Raw genomic sequence first — 22,194 nt, 5'->3', positions numbered from 1 at the left:
GGGGGGGGGTTTTACTCCCCCATAAGTGAAGAGGGGCCCCCCGCGGGGGGGGGGGGTTTCGCCACAAGGAAATTGGGGTGTGTCAGGAAAGGGCGGGGAGGTTGTAGAACGCGCGAGCACACGCGGTGGTGTGTGCCGCCAGATCCTCCTCGGTTTCGCCGCGATGCAACGCCACTTCGCGCAGCACTTCTGTCAGATACGCCGGCTCATTGCGGCCGTTCTTCGGCTTCGGTCGCAGGGTGCGCGGCAGCAGATAAGGCGCGTCGCTTTCCAGCATCAAGCGTCCACGCTTGATCTCTTTCACCAGCGGATGCAAATGCGTGCCACGGCGCTCGTCGCAGATCCAGCCGGTAATGCCGATGTGCATATCCAGATCGAGATAGCTGAACAGGGCTTTTTGCTCACCGGTGAAGCAATGCACCACAGCGGCGGGCAGGTGATCGCGGAAGTCCTTGAGGATTTCCAGCAGGCGCTGGCTGGCATCACGCTCATGCAGGAACACCGGCAATTGCAGTTCAACGGCCAGGGCCAAATGCTCTTCGAGGACTTTTTCCTGCTGTGGGCGCGGCGAGAAATCACGGTTGAAATCCAGGCCGCACTCACCCACGGCGACCACGTTTTTCTCTTGCAACAGACCGCGCAAACGACGGGCACTGTCAGCGTTCCAGTCACTGGCCGAATGCGGGTGAATACCGGCGGTGGCGAACAGCCGTTGACCGCTCTCATCCAGTTGCTGGCACAGCTCCAGGGCTTGCTCGCTGCCCTCGACGCTGGTGCCGGTCAGCACCAGTTGGCAAACCCCGGCGGCATAGGCGCGCTCGAGCACGGCCTGGTGTTTGTCGGCGAAACTGGGGTTGGTCAGGTTGACGCCGATATCGATGAGTTGCATGGTTGCTACCTCGGGCCGAAGGCCGGAAAGCATACCAGAGCTGTAGATTCATAAGAAAAGCCAAGAACTACAACGAGTTATAGCTGTCTGTTGATGCCGCGATGCAGACCGGTTTGGTAGAAGTGCCATTACTGTGCCAGTCTCTCGCACGTTGCCAGCGCTCATAGCGCTCTGTTTTCGTCGGTGATTTCGACATTTTAAAGCTGAAATCGCCCCGTATTCTTTCCGGAGAGTGGATGGTTCGTCCCTCGGTTTTGCTGCTGTTGTGTGGATCGTTGCTGCTGCCGATGACGGCGGTTGCGCGCCTGCCCGGGCCGCTGCAAGCCGTGCCGGCGGCCAAGGTGCGGGACTTGTCCGAGATTCGCAGCAGCCGCGTGTTGCGCGTGTTGGTCAATCAGAGCCGCAACAGCTCCGGCGAAGTGCAGGGCCAGGCCATCGGCGTCGAATACCATCGTCTGCGCGCGTTCGAGCAATACCTCAATGGCCACGCCCGTGATGGCCAGGAAATCACCCTCAAGATCATTCCCAAAGCCAAGGATCAACTGCTCGGCGCCTTGCAGCGTGGCGAAGGTGATCTGGTCGCGCCGGGCGAATTGCTTGAGCTGCAATCGGGCTACGCGGTGGCCAGCAGCGAACCGATCGCCAGCAATGTGCCGCTGCTGCTGGTCGGGATCAAGGGCGAGCGCCGCTACACCAAGGTCGAGCAACTTTCCGGCAAAACCCTGGCGTTGCCCACCGGCAGTGCGGCGGGGGAGGCGGTCAGTCAGCTCAACCAGAAACTCGCGCTGCACAAACTGGCGCCGATCAAGATCGAATGGGTCGATCCGACCCTGGCGGTTGAAGATGTGCTGGAGATGGTTCAGGGCGGGATTTTCCACCTGACCATCGTTGAGCAACCGATCGCCGAGCGCTGGGGCAAGATCCTGCCGAAACTTCGCTTTGACCGGCAACTGATGATCAGCGAGCCGGGCGAGGAATACTGGTTCGTGCGCCGTGATGCTTCGATGTTGCGCGCAAGCATTGACCGCTTCCTCGACGGTTACAAGAAACCGTCGAATGAAGATGCCGCGTTTCTGCGCATTTATCGCCGTCTTTACCAAGTCCACTATCCATTGGCCAAGGCTGATCGCCAGCGTCTGGAAAAACTGCGCCCGACCCTGCAGAAGCACGCGCAGGCGCAGAACATGGACTGGTTGAATCTTGCCGCACTGGCGTTCAAGGAATCGGCGCTGCAACCCAATGCTCGCAGTGGCAGTGGCAGCGGCCCGACCGGACTGATGCAGATCACGCCGTCCGCCGCCCAGCGTGTCGGCGTGAACAACATTCAGAATCTCGATGCAAACGTGCAGGCCGGAGCCAAGTACCTGGCGATGATTCGCCGCAAGTTTTTCAACAGCCCCAAGCTCAATGAGCGCGAACGCATGGCCTTCACCCTGGCGGCTTACAACATTGGCCCCGAACGCGTGCAGGGCATGCGCGCCGAGGCCCGGCGGCGTGGGCTGAATCCTAACCAGTGGTTCTTCCAGGTCGAGCGTATTGCCATGGAGCAGGTAGGAATGGGGCCGGTCAGCTATGTTAATAGCGTGAACAAGTATTACTTGGCGTTCGACCGGGAGCGGGAGTCGTTGGAGCCCGGGACGCAAAAAGTCGCCTCACGGAAATGATCTAATAAACTGATTGTTATGGCGGAATATTTGCGCTTTTAACATGAAATTTACTGATTAATATAGCGGCCAACCAACACACACAACTTCTCGCAAAAACAAGGAATGCCCCATGAGCTCTCTGATCAACAAAATACTGTTCACCCGCGCCGGCTACGGTCTGACCATCCTGCGCATCGCTGTCGGTGTGATCTTCGCCGCTCACGGCTCGCAAAAACTCTTCGGTCTGTTTGGTGGCTACGGTCTGGCGGGCACCGCGCAGTACATGGACAGCATCGGTCTGCACCCGGGCTACCTGATGGCGACGCTGGCAGGCGGTACTGAGTTCTTCGCCGGTCTGGCCTTGATCATCGGCCTGCTGGTGCGTCCGGCGGCGCTGGGTCTGACCTTTCTGTCGCTGGTGGCAATCTTCACCGTACACATCAGTAACGGTCTGTTTATGGCCAACAACGGTTACGAGTTCGCTCTGGCCCTGCTCGGTGGCAGCCTCGCCGTGCTGATCGAAGGCGCCGGCAAGCTCTCGGTGGACCGCGCCATCGCCGGTTAAGCGCTCTGGCTCAAGGAAAAGGCCCGCATTGTGCGGGCCTTTTTTGTTGCGGCTGATTCTTGACACTGATCGGTCACGTTCTCTACGATGTTGCCCATGCGCCGATTTAAACAGCTACTTGCGGGGCGCCAGGTGACTTCAACAGTTGCCGTCAGAAGCCGGAACAGGGCTTCGAAATACCGCTAAAGCGCTGGTTCGGTGTTGCCTCTCACCTGCCATGCAGACTTTTGAGGCAGAGACACGACACGATGAATGCACTACGCCCTCCAGCACGTCCCGCGCCGATCACTGCGCATATCACCCAGCGCAACCCGAAAATCCTTCTTGGCGGCAAACATCAGCCGACGCTGTTGCGTTATCTCGATGGCTGGCCACGTCGCAGCGGCGGTCCTGCCGCGTTCCTCATCCAGTTTGTCGAAGACGGCGAGTCGCTGGCGCGTTTTGCCAGTGACAGTTTTGATCTGGCGGTGATTCAGGCGCCGAGTGCTGAGGATGCACCGGAGATGATCAAACAACTGACCCGCGTGGCGCGTCAGGGGCTGATCACTCGTCGCTGATAGGCTTTACGGATAGTCGATGGCGACGATGTAAACGAACTGTTCACCCGTCGGAGTCTGTACCCGCACCTCTGCATCCAGCGCCTTGCCGATCAAGGCGCGGGCCAGTGGCGAGTCGATGCTGATCAGGCCCAGTTTCAGATCCAGTTCATCCGGGCCGACGATGCGGTAGCGCGATTGCTTGCCGTCTTCGTCTTCGATGGTCACCCAGGCGCCGAAGTAGACCTTGTTCGGATCGCTGGGTTTCTCGCTGACGACCTTGAGCGCTTCCAGGCGTTTGGTGAGAAAGCGCACGCGACTGTCGATCTCGCGGAGCATTTTCTTGCCGTAGGTGTATTCGGCGTTTTCCGAACGATCACCCTGTGCCGCTGCCTCGCTGACCGATTGCGTCACCTGCGGGCGGCGCACATGCCACAACTCATGAAATTCGGCGCGCATCCGCGCTTCACCTTCGGGGGTGATCAGCGCGGTGCCGGCGGGGCGTGGAGGGCGATAACGGCTCATGGCAACTTCTTGTGATTAAGACCGCTTGAGTCTATCAACCCTCACGCAACACTGTCAGTGGACTTGCGTTGAGTGCCCGGCGCGTACCGAACACGCCGGCACCACCAATCAGCGCCGCGCCAATCAACGGCAGCACCAACAACCACGGATGCGGGTGCCACGGCAGATCGAACGCGTAGCGATAGAGCACCAGACTCACCACTTCCGAGCCGATGGCCGCGAGCAAGCCGCTGACTGCACCGAGCAGGCCGAATTCGATGCGCCGTGCCTTGACCAGTAACTTGCGCTCGGCCCCCAAAGCACGCAACAGCGCACCTTGGCGAATGCGTTCATCGAGCGTCGACTGCAAGCCGGAAAACAGCACGGCCATGCCCGCCGCCAACACAAACAACAACACATATTCGACCGCCAGGGTGACTTGGGCGAGGATGCTGCGCAGTTGTTCGAGCAACGCTTCGACCTGAAGAATGGTCACTGCCGGGAACGTGCGTGACAGTTCGACGATCTGCTGGTCATGACCTGGCGCCAGATAGAAGCTGGTCAGGTAAGTCGCCGGCAGATCCTTCAACGTACCGGGCTGGAAGATCATGAAGAAGTTCGGCTGGAAGTTGTCCCAGTTGATTTCGCGCAGGCTGGTGACCTTCGCCTCGCGATTGACCCCGCCGACGCTGAACACCATGTGATCGCCGAGTTTGAGTTTTAGGCTTTCGGCGACTTTGCCTTCCACCGAGACACCGGGAACACCGTCGGTTGGCTGATCTTTCCACCATGCACCCGCCGTGAGCTTGTTGCCCGCCGGTAAATCAGCAGCCCAGGTCAGGCTCAAGTCGCGTTGCACGGCGCGGTCGCCCGCCGAATCCTTGCTGACGATTTGCTGCACCGCTTCGCCATTGATGCTGATCAGTCGTCCCGGTACCACCGGATACAGTGGTGCCGCTTGCGCGGAGACCTTGATCAGGTGATCGGTGAAGGCCTGTTTGTCTGCCGGCAGAATATTCAGGGCGAAGTAGTTCGGCGCGTTTTTCGGTAGCTGGTTTTGCCAGGTGTCGAGCAGTTCGCCACGCAGCAGGGCGATCAAGGCCATCGACAGCAGAATCAGACCGAACGCCAACGACTGACCGGCCGCTGCCAACGGATGGCGCAGCAACTGGCCCAGGCCCAAGCGCCATGGCAGCGACGCACGGGCGAGCATCCGCCGCAGGCTCTGCAATAGCAACAGCAACAGGCCGCCCAATACCAGCGCGGCGACCACGCCACCGCCGAGCAGGGCGAAGGTCAGCAGCAGGTCCAGACTCAGGCGCCACATGATCAGGCCGAGCGCACCCAGAGCGGCGCCATAAACCATCCACGTACTCGACGGAATCGGCAGCATGTCGCGGCGCAGCACACGCAGCGGCGGCACGCGACCCAGTGCGGCCAGCGGCGGTAAAGCGAAACCGGCCAAGGCCACCAGCCCGGTGCCGATCCCGGCGATGGCTGGAAACAGACCGCCCGGTGGCACATCGCTTGGCAACAGATCATGCAGCAGTGCGAACAAACCCAACTGCGCCAACCAGCCGAGCAAAGCCCCGCTGAGCGCGGCGAGCAGCCCGAGCACGGTCAGCTGCAAACTGAACAGCACCATGGTTTCCCGGCGCGACAATCCAAGGCAGCGCAGCAAGGCACTGGCATCGAAGCGGCGACTGGCGAAACGGTTAGCCGACAACGCCACCGCGACCCCGGCCAACAATACCGCGACCAGACTGGCCATGTTCAGATAACGTTCGGCCTTGCCCAGCGCACCGCCAATTTGCCGGTTGCCATCGCGGGCATCCTGTATCCGCTGGTTGGCCGCAAGCCCGGGTTTAATCAGTTGCCGATAGGTTTCCAGCGCCTGCGGTTCACCGCGCCACAGTTCGCGGTAACTCACGCGGCTACCGGGTTGCACCACGCCGGTGGCGGCGAGGTCATCGAGGTTGATCATCACCCGCGGCGTCAGGCTGTAGAAGTTGCCGGCGCGATCCGGTTCGTAGGTCAGCACGCGGGTCAGTTTCAAGGTCTTCATGCCGACATCGATGCTGTCACCGATCTTCAGATCCAGCGCGGTCAGCAGGCGTGCCTCGACCCAGGCTTCGCCGGGTTGCGGTTCGCCGCCGGTTTCTTCGGTGGCGAAAGGGGCGGGCGCACTCTTCAGTTCACCGCGTAACGGATAGGCGCGGTCGACGGCTTTGATGCTCGACAGTTGAATGCCGTTGTCGGTGGCGATGACGCTGGAAAACTCCACCACTTGCGCATGCTTCAGGCGCAGCTCGGTGCCACTCCTGATCTGTTCTTCTCGGGCCGGCGAGCTGCCCTCCAGCACCAGATCGGCACCGAGAAATTCAGTCGCGCGCAGCATCATGGCGCCGTTGAGGCGGGCACCGAAGTAACCGATGGCGGTGCTTGCCGCCACTGCCACAACCAAAGCGAAGAACAACACCCGCAATTCCCCGGCGCGGGCATCGCGCATGAGTTGGCGTATGGCGAGACTGAACAGGCGCAACAGCGGCAAGCGTGCCATCAAGGCTCCAGAGGGGCGACCAACAGCCCGGCTTCAAGTCGGATCAGGCGCCGGCAGCGATGGGCCAGGCGTTCGTCGTGGGTCACCAGCACCAGAGTGGTGCCGCGTTCCTTGTTCAATTCGAAGAGCAAGTCGCTGATGCGCTCGCCGGTGTGGCTGTCGAGGTTGCCGGTGGGTTCGTCGGCAAACAGCACGTCAGGCTCGGCAGCAAAGGCACGGGCAATGGCCACCCGTTGTTGCTCACCACCGGAGAGCTGGCGCGGCGAGTGCGTGAGGCGCTGGCCGAGGCCGACGCGCTGGAGCAATTCGGTTGCACGCTCGCGCGCATCTTTGCGGCCATCAAGTTCCAGCGGCAGCATGACGTTTTCCAGTGCGTTGAGACTGTCGAGCAACTGAAAGGACTGGAAGACGAAACCCACGTGCTCGGCACGAATACGCGCGCGCTGGTCTTCATCAAGATTGCTCAGGCCCTGGCCGGCGAGAATGACTTCGCCACTGCTCGGCAGATCGAGACCAGCGAGCAGGCCGAGGAGGGTGGATTTGCCCGAACCGGATGCGCCAACGATGGCCAGGCTGTCGCCCTTGTTCAGTTCCAGGCTGAGTTCGTGCAGGATAGTCAGTTCACCTTCCGCGCTGGGAACCACTTTGCTGAGGTTCTTCGCGGTGAGAATGCTTGCGCCCATGGAGAATCCGATGCGTGTGTGGTTTTTGAGTGCTGGCCTGGCCTTGATGTGCATGGCCCAGAACGCAGCGGCGGGTACTGTCCTGATCGTTGGCGATAGTATCAGCGCCGGTTTCGGACTGGATACCCGCTTGGGGTGGGTGTCGTTGCTCGAACAACGGCTCAAACAGGAGGGTTTCGACGACAAAGTGGTCAATGCCTCGATCAGCGGCGACACCAGTGCCGGAGGCCAGGCGCGGCTGCCGGCGCTGCTTGCAGAGCATAAGCCGGAACTGGTGATCCTCGAACTGGGCGGCAATGATGGCTTGCGCGGAATGCCGCCAACTCAATTGCAACAAAATCTTGCCTCGATGATCGACAGCTCACGCCAGAGTGGCGCCAAGGTGTTGTTGCTCGGCATGCAACTGCCGCCCAATTACGGCAAGCGCTACACCGATGCCTTTGCCGAGGTCTACGGCAAACTGGCCGACGATAAAAAGATCCCGTTGGTACCGTTTTTCCTCGACGGCGTCGGCGGTCATCCGGACCTGATGCAGGCCGATGGTCTGCACCCGGCGGCCGGGGCTCAGGGCAAGTTGCTGGAAAATGTCTGGCCGACGCTAAAACCCTTGCTTTGAATTTACCGTGCGGAGGCGTCAGAAGGGAGTGAGCTTTTTGCTGTATCCAAACTTGATCCCTGACGCGAAAAAACCTCCGCATTCGCTTTGCTTTCGGCAGGTCAGGCATTCCGGCGCAAACTCATTTTTCCAGTCACTGATTGATTTTCGGTAGTACGGAAGAATGTCTGGGTTAACCAAACACAACTGATGGTTGTAGACCGAAACGTTCATTCCATATTTGGTAAGGATCTGTACCGATTTGCTGAGAGTGTCTTTGTATTCGATGGGATCAATCCAAAGCTCATCAAGATTGGCACGGGTAAACCCCATCATTTCAAGTCCCATCAAAGCAACCTGATCGACGAACAAGAGATTGCGCGCAATGAACTCACATAGCTGAGGAAGCCGCTGGATCGACAATTTGTGTAAGACGACCCGAATCTCGACCCTCTGCCCCAAGCGTTTCAGGTTCAGAATGCCTTGAATGGTTTCGTCGAATGCGCCTTGAGCCTGAACGATATAGTCATGAAGAGTTGGATCATCTGAATAGACGGGAATCCCGACCATTGCATCTGGTAATCCTATCTCCGCATATTTTTCAGCAAACCTTGGGTCTCTGAAGCTTCTTCCATTCGAAAGGATATGAATGGCGGTTCTTGGTAGGTAGCTTTTCGTCAGGCTAACTATTTTGAGAAAACGCTCCTTATTGGTGGTTGGCTCTCCACCAGTGAATCCTAGCTCGCGGGTTTCTTTTGGGATCAATGGGATCAAGCTTTCGATTTCATCGAGTATCCAAGAGTCATCGGCTGCTTTAGGAGGCTGTGAGCACATCAGGCAATAGTTATTGCATTGCTCAGTTAGCAGGATGCTGTTGTTCGGCGACGAGGCCCGAAACAGAACCCGAATGCTTTGACGATCAGTGGAAAGCCGGACAATGTCATTGTTGCCAATGTAGTCGTAGTCATTCGGCAGGATCGAGTAGTCGGAGCCCTCGGGGAGTTCTTGAGCCAAATCCTGATGCTGTTCAGTCAGAAGATAGTGTGCAAATCCGAAGGGGATAGGGCATTCGGTCGCCAGATAGGCCATTTCTCTTCGTAGGATTTCGGGAAGGTTTCGGTTAGTGGAGACCTTGATGAGCGTGAGATCCTTGGAGACATCAACTGCATGGATACGGATTATTTTTCCGCTGAGCTTCAGCATCGATTCGCCCATCCCATAAAAATCCGCTTCGTATCTTCGTCGTTTTCCATCAATTCAATGAGGTGTTTGAAGATCGCCATGTTCCGTTTACAGAAGGAGGACTCTGGCTTTCTTCCTACCAGATCCTTATGCATGGCGTGATGGTAAACAGGTTCTGAGCCGCAGAAGGGTTCAAATGCGCAGTCTGAGCACATGGGAGAACTCAGTGTGAAGGAATCTTCCAGGGCATCTAAGAGTTGATCCGAGAGGATGATTTCCTCATATGATTGTTCCAGAATATTGCCTAATCTGAAGGTCTGGTCGCCCATCTCAGCAAGCATGCGACTCTCATCCGAAGCATAGACGGAGCCATCGTAATTGAACACGATGGCAGCAATTCCAGCACCTGCGGGGTTCATCAGATCAACAAATCCGGGGTCTGTTGATGTGAGCATCTTTGCCAGCACAAGCGATGAGTACTGCTCCACAAATCGTATGCCGGACTTGTTCAGCTTGATGATGTATTCAAGACCTTCTTTGTAAAAGTCTAGCCAGCGTTCAGTGTCATATGAGAGGAATTTTTTGGTCTTGATTGCAAAGCCATACGGCGAGAGAGTTCGGAGAAATATCCCATCAAAACCGAGGCGCAGGTACTCATCAATGATGGCCCTAACGTGGGGTAGGCTCTTGTCGGTGGTTGTCATCAGAGCAGACACTTGATCGTACCCGAGTGCTGCGCGTGCTTTTGTTAACCCTACTTCGAAACGTTGGTGACTGTCCCGTCCGGGGCGCGGGCGATTGACATTGTGGAGATTCGTCGGTCCGTCGAGGGAGGATGAAAGGACAATGCGATGCTGCTTGCAGAAAATAAGCATTTCATCAGTTAACAGCGAAAGCGTGGTTGCAATCACGAACTGAAGGTCACGACCCTCTTTGAGGTTGCGTTTTTCAGCCTCAAGGACAACGTATTTCACCATCTCAAAATTCAGCAAGGGCTCTCCGCCCTGAAACTCAATTTTGATGGCCGGATTCGGAGACATGAAAACGAAATCCAATGACCGGTCAGCCATCTCTGAGGTCATGTCGAATTCATCTCTGCTTTCCGATTGCCGTGAAACTTGGCAATAGGGGCAGCTATGGTCACATCGAAGGGTTACTACAAAGATATGCAGATTGGTGAACTGAGCGAGCCTGGACAAGCGGGTGCGTATCTTGAGAGCGAGTAGCTGAAGAGGCGCCTTCTCTTCTGGAAATCGAATGAACTGCTTCGAACGGAGTGTTGGGATCAGCTCTGAGGTAAGCGGTAGCGTTCTGTTGATCAGCGGTTCGAGTACCGCCATGGGCAAGACGTGGTACTCGCCCGCCATATTAGTAATGATGTATTCGCAGTCATTCAAACGGTCGAATTTGAACGGCAGCAGCTCGTAAGGGCGTTGCTGAGCATAGAACTCCAGCTTCTGAAATTTACTCACTGATCAGTCCGGTTTTCGAAAAGGCCAGCCCAAGGATCAGATTTTTGATGGGCAACGTTTCAGTATTCAACTGGTGACGCAGTTGGTAGTCGATCACGTCTTTCTTGAATTCTTGCACAGCGAGTAGAAATGAAGGCTCTTCGATGCCGATATTCGAGGACAAAACGCAGCTGAATTTTCCATCAGCGCACGCAATATCAATCGTCAGCGAGTTCATTGCCCGATAAGCAGCTTTTTGCAGCACTTGTGCTTCGTAAAGCTGCTGGTCAAATACGAGCGTCACCTCCCGCTCCATGTCAGGAGCCCGAATGATGGGAGCTGTGAGAACTGTGCGACGAATGGGAACTGTGAGAGCTGTGATAGGCCATGAATTGACCTTGGTCTCCGCGTTTCAACACAAATGTGAACAGATCGTTACCGCTGCGTACCGAAAGGTTTTCGCTCTGAGGATGCGACTGAGTTGCGATAGTTTGGTCAATGGCGGGGTCGGTCATCTGGTGAGGTACTGAAGCTGAAGCATGCTCTGTAGCAACTGCTGCTGCCAAAGTCGCCATCGGTACCAGAAAGGAGCGATTTTTCATTATTGGATTTCCTTATCAGGGGTGGGGTTACTCGCTGAGTCTCTCCGTCAGAAGATCGTGATGTCAATATGGAATTAACTTGGTTGAGCGTTCCGCAGAGAAAATCCGACAGACGTTACAAAGAAGGTAGTTTTCAGGCTGACGTGCCTATGAAAAGTCTGCCGCTGCTGCCGCTTTTCCTCGACGGCGTCGGCGGTCATCCGGACCTGATGCAGGCCGATGGTCTGCACCCGGCGGCCGGGGCTCAGGGCAAGTTGCTGGAAAATGTCTGGCCGACGCTAAAACCGCTGTTATGAGGCTTTTCTAAGGGCAGGCTTTCGGCTAATGTGGCGCCCCCTTATTTGGAGCCCCCGATGTCGCGTTCTGCCTGGTCCCTGTTTGCCTATCAACTGATCGAGCCTGACGAGCAGCTGGATCTGTTCGCCTGCCAGGAAGTGCGGGTGCATCTGGTGACCCGTCAACTCGAACTCGGTGGCTCGGCCGATCGCACCCTGTGCGGCAGTCTGCTGCCGGCGCAACCGCGCTGGTCGAGCGTCGATCGCCGGGTGTTTCAGGATCAGCGCCTGTGTTCGCTGTGCCGGGCGATTCTGGAGTCGCAAAAACGCGGGACGTCGCCGATCTGGCCAGAGCTGCGTTTCGAGCTTTAAGAGCAAAAGATCGCAGCCTGCGTCAGCTCCTACATGGGTTCGCGTAATCCTGTAGGAGCTGCCGAAGGCTGCGATCTTTTCGCATTCAGCACGGTCCATCGGCGTGTCTCCCCGAATATTCAAAGCGCGGTGTACAATCGCGCTCTTATACCCTTGTTGATCATGCGAAGGATTTTCCGGATGTTGCCGCGCTTTCCTGCCGTCACCCGCTGCCTGTCACTTGCCGCCCTGTGTGTGGCCGGTCCCGTTGCTGCATTGGAGTTTCCCCTGCCACCACCCGGTGAAGACATCATCGGTCAGGTGCAGGTGATCAAAGCCAAGTACGAAGACACCTTCGCCGATCTGGGCACGAAGTACGATCTGGGTTACTCGGAGATGGTCGCGGCCAACCCGGGCGTCGATGCCTGGTTGCCGGGCGCCGGCACCGAAATCGTCTTGCCGACCCGTTTCATTCTGCCGCCGGGTCCGCGCGAAGGCATCGTCATCAACCTTGCCGAATACCGCCTCTACTATTTCCCGAAAGGCCGCAACGTGGTGTACACGTTCCCGCTGGGGATCGGTCGTGAGGGCTGGGGGTCGCCGATCGCGCACACCTCGATCACCGCCAAAACGCCAAACCCGACCTGGACGCCTCCAGCGTCGATCAAGGCGGAACACGCCGCTGATGGTGATCCGCTGCCAAACGTCGTGCCGGCCGGCCCGGACAACCCGTTGGGCCCGTTCAAGTTCACTCTGGGTACGCCGGGTTACCTGATTCACGGTTCGAACAAGAAATTCGGTATCGGCATGCGCACCAGCCACGGCTGCTTCCGCATGTTCAACAACAACGTGCTGGAAATGGCCGGCATGGTGCCGGTCGGGACGTCGGTGCGTATCCTCAACGACGCCTACAAGTTCGGCAGCAGTGGCGGCAAGGTTTATCTGGAAGCGCACACGCCGATCGACGACAAGGGCAACCCGTCGGTGGTCGACAAGCACACTGCGGTAATCAACGCGATGCTCAAACGTGAAGACGTCACCAGCAACCTGCGTGTGAACTGGGATGTGGTGCGTGATGTGGTCGCGGCCGAAGATGGCCTGCCAACGGAAATCGGCACGCCGAATACTTCGGCGCCGATCGTTTCCAGCGCACCGATCGATCTGCAGCAATAAGCCAGCGGTCAAGAGCCCGTCGATGCGTGATGCGTCGGCGGGTTTTTTATTGCCCGGACAAAAGCGTCAGGCACAAAAAAGCCGACCCAGACATCGGATCGGCTTGATAACAACCCCGAAGGATTATTACTTGCGGCTAGCTTTGTCCAGCATGCGCAGAGCACGCTCGTTAGCTTCGTCAGCAGTCTGTTGTGCTTTTTGAGCAGCAGCCAGAGCTTCATCAGCTTTACGGTAAGCTTCGTCTGCACGAGCCTGGGAGCGAGCAGCTGCGTCTTCAGTAGCGGTCAGACGTGCTTCGGTTTCTTTCGATGCGCTGCTGCAACCGGTAGCCAGAACTGCGGCCAGAGCCAGAGCAGAGAATTTCAGAACGTTGTTCATCGTGTTCCCCTTCAAGGACTTTCAAATTAAGTGGCTGTCTCCTCACGATTGAGGAAATAGCCGGCGTACATACTACCCATTACTTGTAGTAAGTAAACTGACGTAAGGCAAGAAGCAAAAAAAATTGTAGGCGTTGATTCTTTTTCGAGCAACTTTTAACTGCGCTGTTTAAAAAATACCCAGCTGCAAGCCCCGAGCTGAGCGAGTTAATGAGAAAAAGTTCCCGTTGCCACGTGCTGTTTTTGCAGTCTTGGCTAAAGTCTGTCTAGATGAATTCGTCCACACTTTTGTTCCGATTTTGCGCGCTGCTTCGCTTATCTTTGTCCATGTTGAGGTGACTTTAAAAAAGGCGGCACGTCTTAAGTCTCAACATCCGGCAATGTTCAGGTGAGTGGCCCGGGAAGATCTTCTCCCCAGTCACCTCTGCGTCCCTCGGAGCAACCCCCGTCAACCCGCTTGATGACGAGCGCATCTTGAGCATTTTTGCCAATGGTGCCTACTATTTATCAGGTGCCAGGTTGCGCGAGATCGGTGTGGCTCTTCTCGGTGTCCATCAGGCACGGGGTGGCGTAGATGTTCCTTCGCCGGAAAAACATCGGTAAGGTAGGGGTCAGAATTCAAGACCCGCGAGGAGTAGTGATGAGCGAGGCGTTGTCCATCCACCATGACCAGGCTGGTCATCAGTTCGAGACCAATGTGGACGGTCATCGTGCCTACCTGACCTATATGGATCTGGGAAAACAGACCCTGGATATCTATCGTACGTTCGTGCCCAATGCCCTGCGTGGCCGTGGCATTGCCGCAGCGCTGACCGAGAGCGCATTGCAGTACGCCGAAGAAATGGGCTACACGGTGATTCCGTCGTGCTCCTACGTCGAGCGCTACATGGAGCGTCATCAGCGTCGCGCCGCGAAGATCTGAACCGCACACACAAAAACGCCGGGCAATGCCCGGCGTTTTTTTATGCCTGCAAAACGCTGATCAGCTGCGCTGGCGTTTCGGCAACACGTCCTTGAGCTTGGCGTGCATGCTGCGCAGGGTGTTCTCGGTGGCAGACCAGTCGATGCAGGCATCGGTGATCGACACGCCGTATTGCAGGTCGGCGAGGTCTTTCGGAATCGCCTGGCAGCCCCAGTTCAGGTGACTTTCGACCATCAGGCCGATGATCGACTGGTTGCCTTCGAGGATCTGGTTGGCGACGTTCTCCATTACCAGCGGTTGCAGGGCCGGGTCCTTGTTGGAGTTGGCGTGGCTGCAATCGACCATGATGTTCGGCTTGATCTTCGCCTTGTCCAGCGCCTGTTCGCACAGGGCAACGCTGACCGAATCGTAGTTCGGCTTGCCGTTGCCACCGCGCAGCACCACGTGACCGTAGGCGTTGCCTTTGGTGGTGACGATCGACACGCCACCTTCCTGGTTGATACCGAGGAAACGGTGCGGGCTGGAGACCGACTGCAAGGCGTTGATCGCCACAGTCAGACCGCCGTCAGTGCCGTTCTTGAAGCCGACGGCCGAGGACAGGCCGGAAGCCATTTCCCGGTGAGTCTGCGATTCGGTGGTACGTGCGCCGATGGCCGACCAGCTGATCAGGTCCTGCAGATACTGCGGGGAGATCGGGTCGAGGGCTTCGGTGGCGGTTGGCAGGCCTTTTTCAGCCAGGTCCAGCAGCAACTGACGACCGATGTGCAGACCATCCTGGATCTTGAACGAGTCGTCCAGGTACGGATCGTTGATCAGGCCTTTCCAGCCAACGGTGGTGCGTGGCTTCTCGAAATACACGCGCATGACCAGATACAGGGTGTCGGAGACTTCCTCCGCCAGCACCTTGAGGCGATCGGCGTATTCGTGGGCAGCCTTGATGTCGTGGATCGAGCAGGGGCCGATCACTACGAACAGACGGTGGTCGGTGCCATCAAGAATGTTGCGAATGACTTCGCGGCCCTTGGTGACGGTGCGCAGGGCAGCGTCGCTCAGAGGGATATCACGCTTGAGCTGATCGGGAGTGATCAGGGTCTCGTTAGAGGCGACGTTTAGGTCGTTGATCGGTAAATCAGCCATCGTTTACTCGTCAGGTCACGGGTGCCGGCCGCCAGCGATCCCCGCGCGGCGGAGCACAGCAGATTTAAGCGCGTCGGGGAGCGGAACCTTAGCGCGTAAAGCGCCTGCTCGACAATGGGCATGTAACGGTTTAGAGAAGACGGTCAGTCCAGCACTGGCTGGGCGAAAGCCTTGCGCACGCTGTCGTGGGAGAACTCATCGGCGTGTTGCTCGACCCATTGCAGGGCCACCGCCTGAATTTCCTGCAAATCATCGTGGGTGTCGTGCATGCGGCAGTACCGTTCGATCTGACACACCTGCTCACCCATTCGCGCGCTGAACAGCGTCTGCTCATCGGTGAAGGCGATGCCCACCAGATAGCCTTTTTTGCGCCGCAGGCACCACGCCACATAGCCCGGATAACAGATGTCGGCATTGAGTGTCGGCATGCGCACTTGCAGGGCCGTGCCATGGCGCCAGGCACGGTGGTAATTGCAAGCGATGCCGCCGAGGCTGATAGTGTGCAGCTGTTGCCTGGAAATGCACTCAGGCTTGAGCAAGGTTAATTCAACCGGCACCTCGTCCGGATGAGGAATGAAACGTCCCATGAGCACAGACTCCCTGTGTCGGCCATTTGACATTGTTTCCCCCAGTATAGTGGTCGAATCCGAACTGACCGATTTCGACGCCGATCAACGGCTATTGGCGATGAGCGGTGTTTCGCTGGTGATTTTCACCAGTGTCGGCTGCGCCAGTTGTCGTTATGCCCGCGAAGTGTTGCCGGATATGGCGTTGGCCATTGATCGCCTGTGCTGGATCGATGCCGGTGACAACGGCGGGTTGGTCGAGCGCTATCAGGTCTTTCATTTGCCGGCGCTGTTTGTGGTGCGCGACGGCGAGTTCTTTGGGGCATTGCACACGCGCCTGACGGCCGATGCGCTGAACGCAGCGCTGGCGCAGGCACTGGGTCGAATTGCTGAGGAGTTGCCATGATGGGGGCAGAGAATAAACCGGTCGTAGGGATTATCGGCACCGGCGCGATTGGTGGTTTTTACGGTGTGATGCTGGCGCGTGCCGGCTTCGATGTGCACTTTCTGTTGCGCAGCGAGTTTTCGGCGGTCGCCGAGCGCGGTTTGCAAATCAACAGCGCGGTGCATGGCCCGCTGACGTTGCATCCGGCGCAGGCCTATGCGGCTGCCGAAGACATGCCCAAGTGCGACTGGTTGCTGGTGGGGGCCAAAACCACCAGCAACGCCGGCCTCGCGCCATCCATCATTCAAGCGGCCAAACCGGACGCGAAAGTGCTGGTCCTGCAAAACGGTCTCGACGTCGAAGACAGCTTGCGTGAACGGCTCCCCGATTCCCTTCACCTGCTGGGCGGCTTGTGCCTGATCTGTGTGCACCGCGAGGGACCTGGACAAGTCACTCACCAAGCCTTGGGCGCGGTGAACGTGGGTTATCACAGCGGTCCGGCCAGTGATGACGCCGCACGCATGGCGATCGTCGAAGAGGGCTCCGGACTGTTCCGCAGTGCCGGTCTCGACTCCCAGGCCATGCCCAATCTGCAACAGGCGCGCTGGCAGAAACTGGTGTGGAACATTCCTTATAACGGACTTTCGGCTCTGCTCGGCGCCAGCACCACTCCGCTGATGGCCGATGCCGACAGCCGCGCGTTGATCCAGGCGTTGATGGCCGAAGTGGTACAGGGCGCCAAGGCGTGCGGCCACGACGTGCCAGCGGGCTACGCCGACTATCTGTTCATGATGACCGAGAAAATGCCCGACTACTGGCCGAGCATGTACCACGACTTTTTACACAAACGACCGCTGGAGCTGGAAGCGATCTACGCTCGGCCATTGGCGGCAGCGAAAGCGGCGGGCTGTGAACTGCCGCGCATCGAAGCGTTGTATCGCAATTTACGATTTATCGATCGGCGCAACGTTTAAGCCGATCGAATTGGGGGAAGGCATGGCCAAGAATATCGATGACAAACTGGTGCTGGCGATTTCGTCGCGCGCCTTGTTCGACCTGAGCGAGAGCCATAAGGTCTACCTGTCGAGCGGCGTCGAAGCCTATCGGCAATACCAGATCGAGCACGAAGACGAGATTCTGGCGCCCGGCGATGCTTTCCCGTTGGTGGAAAAACTCCTGAGCCTGAACAGTCGCCTCGGCCGTGCACGGGTCGAGGTGATTCTGGTCTCGCGCAACAGCGCCGACACCGGGCTGCGCGTGTTCAACTCGATTCATCATTACGGTCTGGCGATTTCTCGCGCGGCGTTCGTCGGCGGCCGCAGTCCGTATCCGTATCTGAAGGCTTTCGGCTGCGACCTGTTTCTTTCGACCCATGCCGAAGACGTGCGCGCGGCGCTGGATGCCGGATTCGCAGCGGCGACGATTCTGTCCGGTGGCGCCAGTCGCGCGGCCAGTGACGAATTGCGTATCGCCTTCGACGGCGACGCGGTGATCTTTTCCGATGAGTCGGAGCGCGTCTATCAATCCGGCGGATTGGAAGCGTTCCAGGCCAAGGAGCGCGAGTCGGCCCGCGAGCCGTTGCGCGGTGGGCCGTTCAAAGGCTTTCTGGCAGCGCTCAACCTGTTGCAACGCGAGTTTCCCGATGATGACTGCCCGATCCGCACGGCGCTGGTCACCGCGCGTTCAGCACCGGCCCATGAACGGGTGATCCGTACCTTGCGCGAGTGGGACATTCGTCTCGACGAATCACTGTTCCTTGGCGGGCTGACCAAATCGGCGTTTCTCGAAGCGTTTGCCGCCGACGTGTTTTTCGACGATCAGGCCGGCCACTGTGAACTCGCTCGTGAAGTGGTCGCCACTGGCCACGTGCCGCACGGCATCAGCAACGAACCGTCGGTCTAAAGCCCTTTGGTTCAAGACGTTGCGTCGCACGTCGTACTCGCCAAGGCACTGCTAAGCTGAATCAAATCTCCGCCATGTTGGCTTGCGAGGAGGTCATATGATTCGTTCGATGCTGTATGCCACTGACCTCGGTCTGTACGCACCGTTAGTGATGCAGCATGCCCTGGCATTGGCGCGAACGTTCAATGCCGATTTGTACGTGGTGCACGCGGTGGAGCCGATGGGGCTGTTCGCCGAATCGGTGTTGCAGAGTTACCTCGACGAGCAGGCATTGAACGAATTTCACAGCCAAGGTCTGAAAACAGTCATCGCCAATATCGAGCAGCGGGTGCTGGAAAGTTTTCGCGAGGAACTGGGAGATGAAGGCGAGCAGGATCTGCAGCGAATTCGCGCCGTGCGCGTGCTGCAGGGTGATCCGTCGCAGGTGATTCTCGACCAGGTGCAGAAACTCTCTGTCGATCTGCTGATCGTCGGCAGTCATAGCCACGGGGTGGGCGCGGAAACGCCGTTGGGGCGCACGGCGGCGCGGGTCCTGCAATTGGCCAAGGTGCCGGTTTATCTGGTGCCGTTAGTGGAGCGTCGGCGGCGGGAGGATCGCTGAAGCAGGAATAATGGCGCTTTGATAAAAAAGTTCTAGATTTATTATTCAAACCATTAATATAGTTATATACCGTCGCTGATGCCCGTGGCGTCTACCTGCTTTGAGGGATACATATGAAGCTTCAACAATTGCGCTACATCTGGGAAGTGGCGCACCACGACCTCAACGTTTCCGCTACAGCCCAAAGCCTTTACACCTCGCAACCGGGCATCAGTAAACAAATCCGCCTGCTGGAAGACGAACTCGGCGTCGAAGTGTTTGCCCGCAGCGGCAAGCACCTGACCCGCGTGACCCCGGCCGGCGAGCGCATCATCACCACCGCCGGTGAGATTCTGCGCAAGGTCGAAAGCATCAAGCAGATCGCCCAGGAATTCTCCAACGAGAAAAAAGGCACCCTGTCGATCGCCACCACGCACACCCAGGCACGTTATGCACTGCCGCCGGTGATCAGCAATTTCATCAAGCAATACCCGGACGTGGCGCTGCACATGCACCAGGGTTCGCCGATGCAGATCGCCGAAATGGCTGCTGACGGCACCGTCGATTTCGCCATTGCCACCGAAGCGCTGGAGCTGTTCGGCGATCTGGTGATGATGCCGTGCTACCGCTGGAACCGTTGCGTGGTCGTGCCGCAGGGCCACCCGCTGACCAAGTTGCCGAAGCTGACCCTGGAAGCACTGGCCGAATACCCGATCGTGACGTACGTGTTCGGTTTCACTGGTCGTTCGAAACTCGACGAAGCCTTCAGCCATCGCGGCCTGACGCCGAAAGTGGTGTTCACCGCCGCCGACGCCGACGTGATCAAGACTTACGTGCGTCTGGGTCTGGGTGTGGGCATCGTCGCTAAAATGGCAGTCGACACCAAGCTCGACAACGACCTGGTGGTGCTGGATGCCAGTGAATTGTTCGAATCGAGCATTACCAAAATCGGTTTCCGTCGCGGCACTTTTCTGCGTGGTTTCATGTGCGACTTCATCGAGAAGTTCGCCCCGCACCTGACCCGCGAAGTGATGGCCAAAGCCATTCAGTGCCACAACAAGCAGGAACTGGAAGAACTGTTCGACGGCGTCGAACTGCCCGTTCACTAAGCACTTGTTTCAAAGCACCTCGGTGACAGCAAACTGTTGCCGTGTGCCCGCCACCAGAATCTCCACCTCATCGCCTTCGCACTTGCCCAGCAGGCTTTTACCCAGCGGCGAGCGCGGGGTGATGACGGTAATCGGCTGACCGACCACATCGACTTTCAGGCCTGCCGCATCGGGCGCCAGAAACAGCCATTGCTCGCGACCCTTTTCGTCTTCCAGACCGAGCAGGGCGCCGACCTCAATTCCACGGTGTTCGTCATAGGCACGAAGGGTCAGGTTCTGGCACAGCGCCAGTGACTGACGGATTTCCTCGACCCGTTTCGCTTGCCCGGCCGCCAGATACGAAGCTTCCAGACCCAGCGTGTCGTACTTGTTTTCGGCGATGTTTTCTTCGTGCGTCGCGGTTTCGTAAGCGGTTTGCGCGGCGCGTTCGGCGATGTCGAGGTCGATGCGCAGTTTGTCGAGAATCAGTTGGTGGACGATGTGCTTGTTCATGATCAATCGCAGAATTGCAAAACGTTGGCGCGACTCTTTTCGCTCGGAGCGGTCTGATCCTGCTGCAGCCAGAACTGGCACTTTGGATTCGACAAATTACGTGTGCTGCCGCGTGCCTGATCCAGGCGCGCCTGTTGCTCGTTCTTGCGCAGGTTTTCTTCGTATTGTTCGAACAGCGGACTCTGCGGCGGAATATCTGGCTGGGGCTGGACTACCGCCGGTGGGTTGGCCAATTGCTGCACAGCTTGAGCAACCGGGGCCAGTTGTTCTTTGAACAGAAACTGCGACAGCAGCCAGCAGGTCAGCGCAATGGCGAGAAAACCCAGCCACATGCCCAGGGCAATGCTGCCGGTCAAATGCAGCGCGCTAAGCTGAACTGGCAACGGACGGCGCGGGTTGGGGCGATAGGGCATGGCTGCCTCCTGGCGTGTGATGTCGAGCAAGTGGCGATTGTCGCACGAAGATTAATCGCCGTCGGGACTTCTGCGCGAGGTGATTTATGCGGACAATCGCAGCTTTTGCCAACGGGAGTCTTGAATGTCGGAAGTGAAACCCCGCTGGGATATTTTCTGCACGGTGGTCGACAACTTTGGCGACATCGGCGTGACCTGGCGTCTGGCTCGGCAATTGGTGACTGAGCATGGTTTGGCAGTGCGCTTGTGGGTCGATGATCTGCGCGCATTCGAACGCATTTGCCCGGCGATTGATATCAACGCCGTGCAGCAATCGCAACAAGGCGTCGAAGTGCGGCACTGGCCGGCTGACTGGGTGCACACAGATGCGGCGGATGTTGTGATCGCCGCGTTTGCCTGTCAGTTACCGAGTGATTACATGGACGCGATGGCCGGGCGTGAACAGCCGCCGCTGTGGATGAACCTCGATTATCTCAGTGCCGAAGATTGGGTGACGGGGTGTCACGGATTGCCATCGGTCAAATACAAATCGGTGCAGAAGTTCTTTTTCTTTCCGGGATTCCAGCCAGGCACTGGCGGACTGTTGCGTGAGCGCGGCTTGCTCGATCAGCGTCGACAGTTTCAGCAGGATGCCGAGGCTCAGCGCCAGTTCGTGCAAAGTCTCGGAATCGATCCTGCACCTGACGCCCAGCTGATTTCGCTGTTTGCCTACGAGAACGCCGGGTTGGCCGGTTGGCTGGACGTTTTGGCGACGGACGCTGCACCGACGCATTTGCTGGTGCCGGAAGGGCGGATTCTTGGCGATGTGGCGCGCTGGCTCGAGGTGGAAGCCCTGGCGGTCGGTGCGATTCATGTGCGTCAGTCGCTCACCGTGCAGGTGCTGCCGTTCGTCCGACAGGATCAATATGATCACTTGCTCTGGTGCTGCGATTTCAACGCCGTGCGCGGTGAAGATTCGTTTGTGCGTGCGCAATGGGCGGGGCGGCCGATGCTCTGGCACATCTATCAGCAGGACGAAGACATCCATCTGGACAAGCTCGACGCCTTCCTCGCGCTCTACACAAAAGGCCTGTCTCCGGCCGCTGCCGAGGCGATGAACGGCCTCTGGCGCGCCTGGAGTGCCGGTCAACCTATCGGTGAACACTGGCTCGCCGCCCGTAATCATTGGCCAGAACTGCAGAAAAATGCCGAAGCGTGGTCTCTGGAACAAGGCTTGCAGGCCGATCTTGCCGCAGCGCTGGTACAGTTTTACCTAAATTGGATATGATACGCGGCCTAGATTTTTGTAAATCCCATCCA

At 57.9% G+C, this 22,194-nt stretch carries 26 protein-coding genes and 1 pseudogene; 14 read left to right on the top strand and 13 right to left on the bottom strand.

Features of this window, described 5'->3' with window-relative positions:
* Positions 1–82 precede the first annotated feature (82 nt).
* Entirely contained in the window at positions 83–889 is an 807-nt protein-coding gene (locus tag ACWR1S_RS24655) for a TatD family hydrolase (protein ID WP_454565308.1), read from the bottom strand.
* Between the two features lie 236 nt (positions 890–1,125).
* Here ACWR1S_RS24655 and ACWR1S_RS24650 point away from each other — a divergent pair, with 236 nt between their 5' ends.
* The 3 genes from ACWR1S_RS24650 to ACWR1S_RS24640 all read left to right on the top strand — a co-directional run bounded on the left by ACWR1S_RS24650 (position 1,126) and on the right by ACWR1S_RS24640 (position 3,657).
* A complete protein-coding gene (locus ACWR1S_RS24650; RefSeq protein ID WP_454565307.1) occupies positions 1,126–2,553 on the top strand; it encodes a transglycosylase SLT domain-containing protein in 1,428 nt (475 codons plus the stop codon).
* A gap of 112 nt (positions 2,554–2,665) precedes the next feature.
* Entirely contained in the window at positions 2,666–3,100 is a 435-nt protein-coding gene (locus tag ACWR1S_RS24645; protein ID WP_454565306.1) for a DoxX family protein, read from the top strand.
* Between the two features lie 248 nt (positions 3,101–3,348).
* A complete protein-coding gene (locus ACWR1S_RS24640) occupies positions 3,349–3,657 on the top strand; it encodes a hypothetical protein (protein ID WP_003226820.1) in 309 nt (102 codons plus the stop codon).
* Between the two features lie 6 nt (positions 3,658–3,663).
* On the opposite strand, the gene greB is transcribed toward ACWR1S_RS24640, so the two are convergent.
* From greB to ACWR1S_RS24625, 3 genes are read right to left on the bottom strand one after another with little or no spacing between them, the layout of a single operon-like run.
* Positions 3,664–4,161, bottom strand: a complete 498-nt coding sequence (greB, locus tag ACWR1S_RS24635; protein WP_016985509.1) for a transcription elongation factor GreB — start codon at positions 4,159–4,161, stop codon at positions 3,664–3,666.
* A 34-nt stretch (positions 4,162–4,195) separates the two neighbouring features.
* Positions 4,196–6,700: an ABC transporter permease gene (locus ACWR1S_RS24630; RefSeq protein ID WP_454565305.1), complete on the bottom strand. Its 2,505-nt coding sequence runs from the start codon at positions 6,698–6,700 to the stop codon at positions 4,196–4,198.
* Positions 6,700–7,383 carry an ABC transporter ATP-binding protein gene (locus ACWR1S_RS24625; protein WP_007908572.1) on the bottom strand — a complete coding sequence of 228 codons (684 nt, stop codon included), beginning with the start codon at positions 7,381–7,383 and terminating at the stop codon, positions 6,700–6,702. Before ACWR1S_RS24625 ends, ACWR1S_RS24630 begins: the two co-directional genes overlap by 1 nt.
* Before the next feature lie 10 nt (positions 7,384–7,393).
* Here ACWR1S_RS24625 and ACWR1S_RS24620 point away from each other — a divergent pair, with 10 nt between their 5' ends.
* Positions 7,394–7,999 (top strand): arylesterase, encoded by a 606-nt coding sequence (locus ACWR1S_RS24620; RefSeq protein ID WP_016985507.1) that lies wholly within the window; start codon positions 7,394–7,396, stop codon positions 7,997–7,999.
* Between the two features lie 18 nt (positions 8,000–8,017).
* Here ACWR1S_RS24620 and hxsC read toward each other — a convergent pair whose 3' ends face one another.
* From hxsC to hxsA2, 4 genes are read right to left on the bottom strand one after another with little or no spacing between them, the layout of a single operon-like run.
* Positions 8,018–9,181: a His-Xaa-Ser system radical SAM maturase HxsC gene (gene hxsC / locus ACWR1S_RS24615; protein ID WP_454565310.1), complete on the bottom strand. Its 1,164-nt coding sequence runs from the start codon at positions 9,179–9,181 to the stop codon at positions 8,018–8,020.
* Entirely contained in the window at positions 9,175–10,632 is a 1,458-nt protein-coding gene (gene hxsB / locus ACWR1S_RS24610) for a His-Xaa-Ser system radical SAM maturase HxsB (protein ID WP_454565304.1), read from the bottom strand. The genes hxsC and hxsB overlap by 7 nt, the downstream gene beginning before the upstream one ends.
* Positions 10,625–10,927 carry a His-Xaa-Ser system protein HxsD gene (gene hxsD, locus ACWR1S_RS24605; protein WP_454565303.1) on the bottom strand — a complete coding sequence of 101 codons (303 nt, stop codon included), beginning with the start codon at positions 10,925–10,927 and terminating at the stop codon, positions 10,625–10,627. The genes hxsB and hxsD overlap by 8 nt, the downstream gene beginning before the upstream one ends.
* Position 10,928: 1 nt before the next feature.
* Positions 10,929–11,213 (bottom strand): His-Xaa-Ser repeat protein HxsA2, encoded by a 285-nt coding sequence (gene hxsA2, locus ACWR1S_RS24600; protein ID WP_454565302.1) that lies wholly within the window; start codon positions 11,211–11,213, stop codon positions 10,929–10,931.
* A 164-nt stretch (positions 11,214–11,377) separates the two neighbouring features.
* On the opposite strand from hxsA2, the pseudogene ACWR1S_RS24595 reads away from it, so the two are divergent.
* From ACWR1S_RS24595 to ACWR1S_RS24585, 3 genes and pseudogenes are all read left to right on the top strand, one after another.
* Positions 11,378–11,509, top strand: a pseudogene (locus ACWR1S_RS24595) (arylesterase); the annotation flags it as partial.
* 57 nt (positions 11,510–11,566) lie between these two features.
* Entirely contained in the window at positions 11,567–11,860 is a 294-nt protein-coding gene (locus ACWR1S_RS24590; protein WP_007908575.1) for a hypothetical protein, read from the top strand.
* A gap of 180 nt (positions 11,861–12,040) precedes the next feature.
* Positions 12,041–13,012 carry a L,D-transpeptidase family protein gene (locus ACWR1S_RS24585; protein WP_454565301.1) on the top strand — a complete coding sequence of 324 codons (972 nt, stop codon included), beginning with the start codon at positions 12,041–12,043 and terminating at the stop codon, positions 13,010–13,012.
* A 126-nt stretch (positions 13,013–13,138) separates the two neighbouring features.
* Here the strand turns inward: ACWR1S_RS24585 and oprI are convergent, their stop codons facing one another.
* Positions 13,139–13,390 carry an outer membrane lipoprotei OprI gene (gene oprI / locus ACWR1S_RS24580; RefSeq protein ID WP_003199355.1) on the bottom strand — a complete coding sequence of 84 codons (252 nt, stop codon included), beginning with the start codon at positions 13,388–13,390 and terminating at the stop codon, positions 13,139–13,141.
* A 639-nt stretch (positions 13,391–14,029) separates the two neighbouring features.
* Here oprI and ACWR1S_RS24575 point away from each other — a divergent pair.
* Entirely contained in the window at positions 14,030–14,311 is a 282-nt protein-coding gene (locus ACWR1S_RS24575; RefSeq protein WP_003226804.1) for a GNAT family N-acetyltransferase, read from the top strand.
* 60 nt (positions 14,312–14,371) lie between these two features.
* On the opposite strand, the gene ACWR1S_RS24570 is transcribed toward ACWR1S_RS24575, so the two are convergent.
* Positions 14,372–15,448, bottom strand: coding sequence for a 3-deoxy-7-phosphoheptulonate synthase (locus ACWR1S_RS24570; protein WP_102900377.1), 1,077 nt, complete (start codon positions 15,446–15,448; stop codon positions 14,372–14,374).
* Between the two features lie 143 nt (positions 15,449–15,591).
* Positions 15,592–16,035 (bottom strand): PilZ domain-containing protein, encoded by a 444-nt coding sequence (locus ACWR1S_RS24565; RefSeq protein ID WP_454565300.1) that lies wholly within the window; start codon positions 16,033–16,035, stop codon positions 15,592–15,594.
* Here ACWR1S_RS24565 and ACWR1S_RS24560 point away from each other — a divergent pair.
* From ACWR1S_RS24560 to cysB, 5 genes are all read left to right on the top strand, one after another.
* Positions 16,034–16,420: a thioredoxin family protein gene (locus ACWR1S_RS24560; RefSeq protein WP_034155249.1), complete on the top strand. Its 387-nt coding sequence runs from the start codon at positions 16,034–16,036 to the stop codon at positions 16,418–16,420. The two genes, ACWR1S_RS24565 and ACWR1S_RS24560, sit on opposite strands and share 2 nt — an antisense overlap.
* A complete protein-coding gene (locus tag ACWR1S_RS24555) occupies positions 16,417–17,373 on the top strand; it encodes a putative 2-dehydropantoate 2-reductase (protein WP_454565299.1) in 957 nt (318 codons plus the stop codon). Before ACWR1S_RS24560 ends, ACWR1S_RS24555 begins: the two co-directional genes overlap by 4 nt.
* Before the next feature lie 22 nt (positions 17,374–17,395).
* Positions 17,396–18,301 (top strand): 5'-nucleotidase, encoded by a 906-nt coding sequence (locus ACWR1S_RS24550; RefSeq protein WP_122844743.1) that lies wholly within the window; start codon positions 17,396–17,398, stop codon positions 18,299–18,301.
* 97 nt (positions 18,302–18,398) lie between these two features.
* Entirely contained in the window at positions 18,399–18,902 is a 504-nt protein-coding gene (locus ACWR1S_RS24545) for a universal stress protein (protein WP_007908589.1), read from the top strand.
* A 113-nt stretch (positions 18,903–19,015) separates the two neighbouring features.
* Positions 19,016–19,990 carry an HTH-type transcriptional regulator CysB gene (cysB, locus tag ACWR1S_RS24540; RefSeq protein WP_007908591.1) on the top strand — a complete coding sequence of 325 codons (975 nt, stop codon included), beginning with the start codon at positions 19,016–19,018 and terminating at the stop codon, positions 19,988–19,990.
* Between the two features lie 9 nt (positions 19,991–19,999).
* Here the strand turns inward: cysB and ACWR1S_RS24535 are convergent, their stop codons facing one another.
* Both ACWR1S_RS24535 and ACWR1S_RS24530 read right to left on the bottom strand, forming a co-directional pair.
* Positions 20,000–20,482 (bottom strand): GreA/GreB family elongation factor, encoded by a 483-nt coding sequence (locus ACWR1S_RS24535; protein ID WP_454565298.1) that lies wholly within the window; start codon positions 20,480–20,482, stop codon positions 20,000–20,002.
* Between the two features lie 2 nt (positions 20,483–20,484).
* Positions 20,485–20,895 (bottom strand): hypothetical protein, encoded by a 411-nt coding sequence (locus ACWR1S_RS24530; protein WP_454565297.1) that lies wholly within the window; start codon positions 20,893–20,895, stop codon positions 20,485–20,487.
* Between the two features lie 124 nt (positions 20,896–21,019).
* Here ACWR1S_RS24530 and earP point away from each other — a divergent pair, with 124 nt between their 5' ends.
* Positions 21,020–22,162, top strand: coding sequence for an elongation factor P maturation arginine rhamnosyltransferase EarP (earP, locus tag ACWR1S_RS24525; protein WP_454565296.1), 1,143 nt, complete (start codon positions 21,020–21,022; stop codon positions 22,160–22,162).
* Positions 22,163–22,194: the final 32 nt, after the last annotated feature.

The organism is Pseudomonas sp. AIG (assembly GCF_977020205.1).
Note: the sequence above shows the minus strand (reverse complement) of the source record. Positions and strands in the feature narration are given on the sequence as shown.

Coding starts and splice junctions, on each gene's coding strand:
- ACWR1S_RS24655 (WP_454565308.1), bottom strand. CDS start 889: ATGCAACTCATCGATATCGGCGTCAACCTGACCAACCCCAGTTTCGCC.
- ACWR1S_RS24650 (WP_454565307.1), top strand. CDS start 1,126: ATGGTTCGTCCCTCGGTTTTGCTGCTGTTGTGTGGATCGTTGCTGCTG.
- ACWR1S_RS24645 (WP_454565306.1), top strand. CDS start 2,666: ATGAGCTCTCTGATCAACAAAATACTGTTCACCCGCGCCGGCTACGGT.
- ACWR1S_RS24640 (WP_003226820.1), top strand. CDS start 3,349: ATGAATGCACTACGCCCTCCAGCACGTCCCGCGCCGATCACTGCGCAT.
- greB (WP_016985509.1), bottom strand. CDS start 4,161: ATGAGCCGTTATCGCCCTCCACGCCCCGCCGGCACCGCGCTGATCACC.
- ACWR1S_RS24630 (WP_454565305.1), bottom strand. CDS start 6,700: ATGGCACGCTTGCCGCTGTTGCGCCTGTTCAGTCTCGCCATACGCCAA.
- ACWR1S_RS24625 (WP_007908572.1), bottom strand. CDS start 7,383: ATGGGCGCAAGCATTCTCACCGCGAAGAACCTCAGCAAAGTGGTTCCC.
- ACWR1S_RS24620 (WP_016985507.1), top strand. CDS start 7,394: ATGCGTGTGTGGTTTTTGAGTGCTGGCCTGGCCTTGATGTGCATGGCC.
- hxsC (WP_454565310.1), bottom strand. CDS start 9,181: ATGCTGAAGCTCAGCGGAAAAATAATCCGTATCCATGCAGTTGATGTC.
- hxsD (WP_454565303.1), bottom strand. CDS start 10,927: ATGGAGCGGGAGGTGACGCTCGTATTTGACCAGCAGCTTTACGAAGCA.
- hxsA2 (WP_454565302.1), bottom strand. CDS start 11,213: ATGAAAAATCGCTCCTTTCTGGTACCGATGGCGACTTTGGCAGCAGCA.
- ACWR1S_RS24590 (WP_007908575.1), top strand. CDS start 11,567: ATGTCGCGTTCTGCCTGGTCCCTGTTTGCCTATCAACTGATCGAGCCT.
- ACWR1S_RS24585 (WP_454565301.1), top strand. CDS start 12,041: ATGTTGCCGCGCTTTCCTGCCGTCACCCGCTGCCTGTCACTTGCCGCC.
- oprI (WP_003199355.1), bottom strand. CDS start 13,390: ATGAACAACGTTCTGAAATTCTCTGCTCTGGCTCTGGCCGCAGTTCTG.
- ACWR1S_RS24575 (WP_003226804.1), top strand. CDS start 14,030: ATGAGCGAGGCGTTGTCCATCCACCATGACCAGGCTGGTCATCAGTTC.
- ACWR1S_RS24570 (WP_102900377.1), bottom strand. CDS start 15,448: ATGGCTGATTTACCGATCAACGACCTAAACGTCGCCTCTAACGAGACC.
- ACWR1S_RS24560 (WP_034155249.1), top strand. CDS start 16,034: ATGAGCACAGACTCCCTGTGTCGGCCATTTGACATTGTTTCCCCCAGT.
- ACWR1S_RS24565 (WP_454565300.1), bottom strand. CDS start 16,035: ATGGGACGTTTCATTCCTCATCCGGACGAGGTGCCGGTTGAATTAACC.
- ACWR1S_RS24555 (WP_454565299.1), top strand. CDS start 16,417: ATGATGGGGGCAGAGAATAAACCGGTCGTAGGGATTATCGGCACCGGC.
- ACWR1S_RS24550 (WP_122844743.1), top strand. CDS start 17,396: ATGGCCAAGAATATCGATGACAAACTGGTGCTGGCGATTTCGTCGCGC.
- ACWR1S_RS24545 (WP_007908589.1), top strand. CDS start 18,399: ATGATTCGTTCGATGCTGTATGCCACTGACCTCGGTCTGTACGCACCG.
- cysB (WP_007908591.1), top strand. CDS start 19,016: ATGAAGCTTCAACAATTGCGCTACATCTGGGAAGTGGCGCACCACGAC.
- ACWR1S_RS24535 (WP_454565298.1), bottom strand. CDS start 20,482: ATGAACAAGCACATCGTCCACCAACTGATTCTCGACAAACTGCGCATC.
- ACWR1S_RS24530 (WP_454565297.1), bottom strand. CDS start 20,895: ATGCCCTATCGCCCCAACCCGCGCCGTCCGTTGCCAGTTCAGCTTAGC.
- earP (WP_454565296.1), top strand. CDS start 21,020: ATGTCGGAAGTGAAACCCCGCTGGGATATTTTCTGCACGGTGGTCGAC.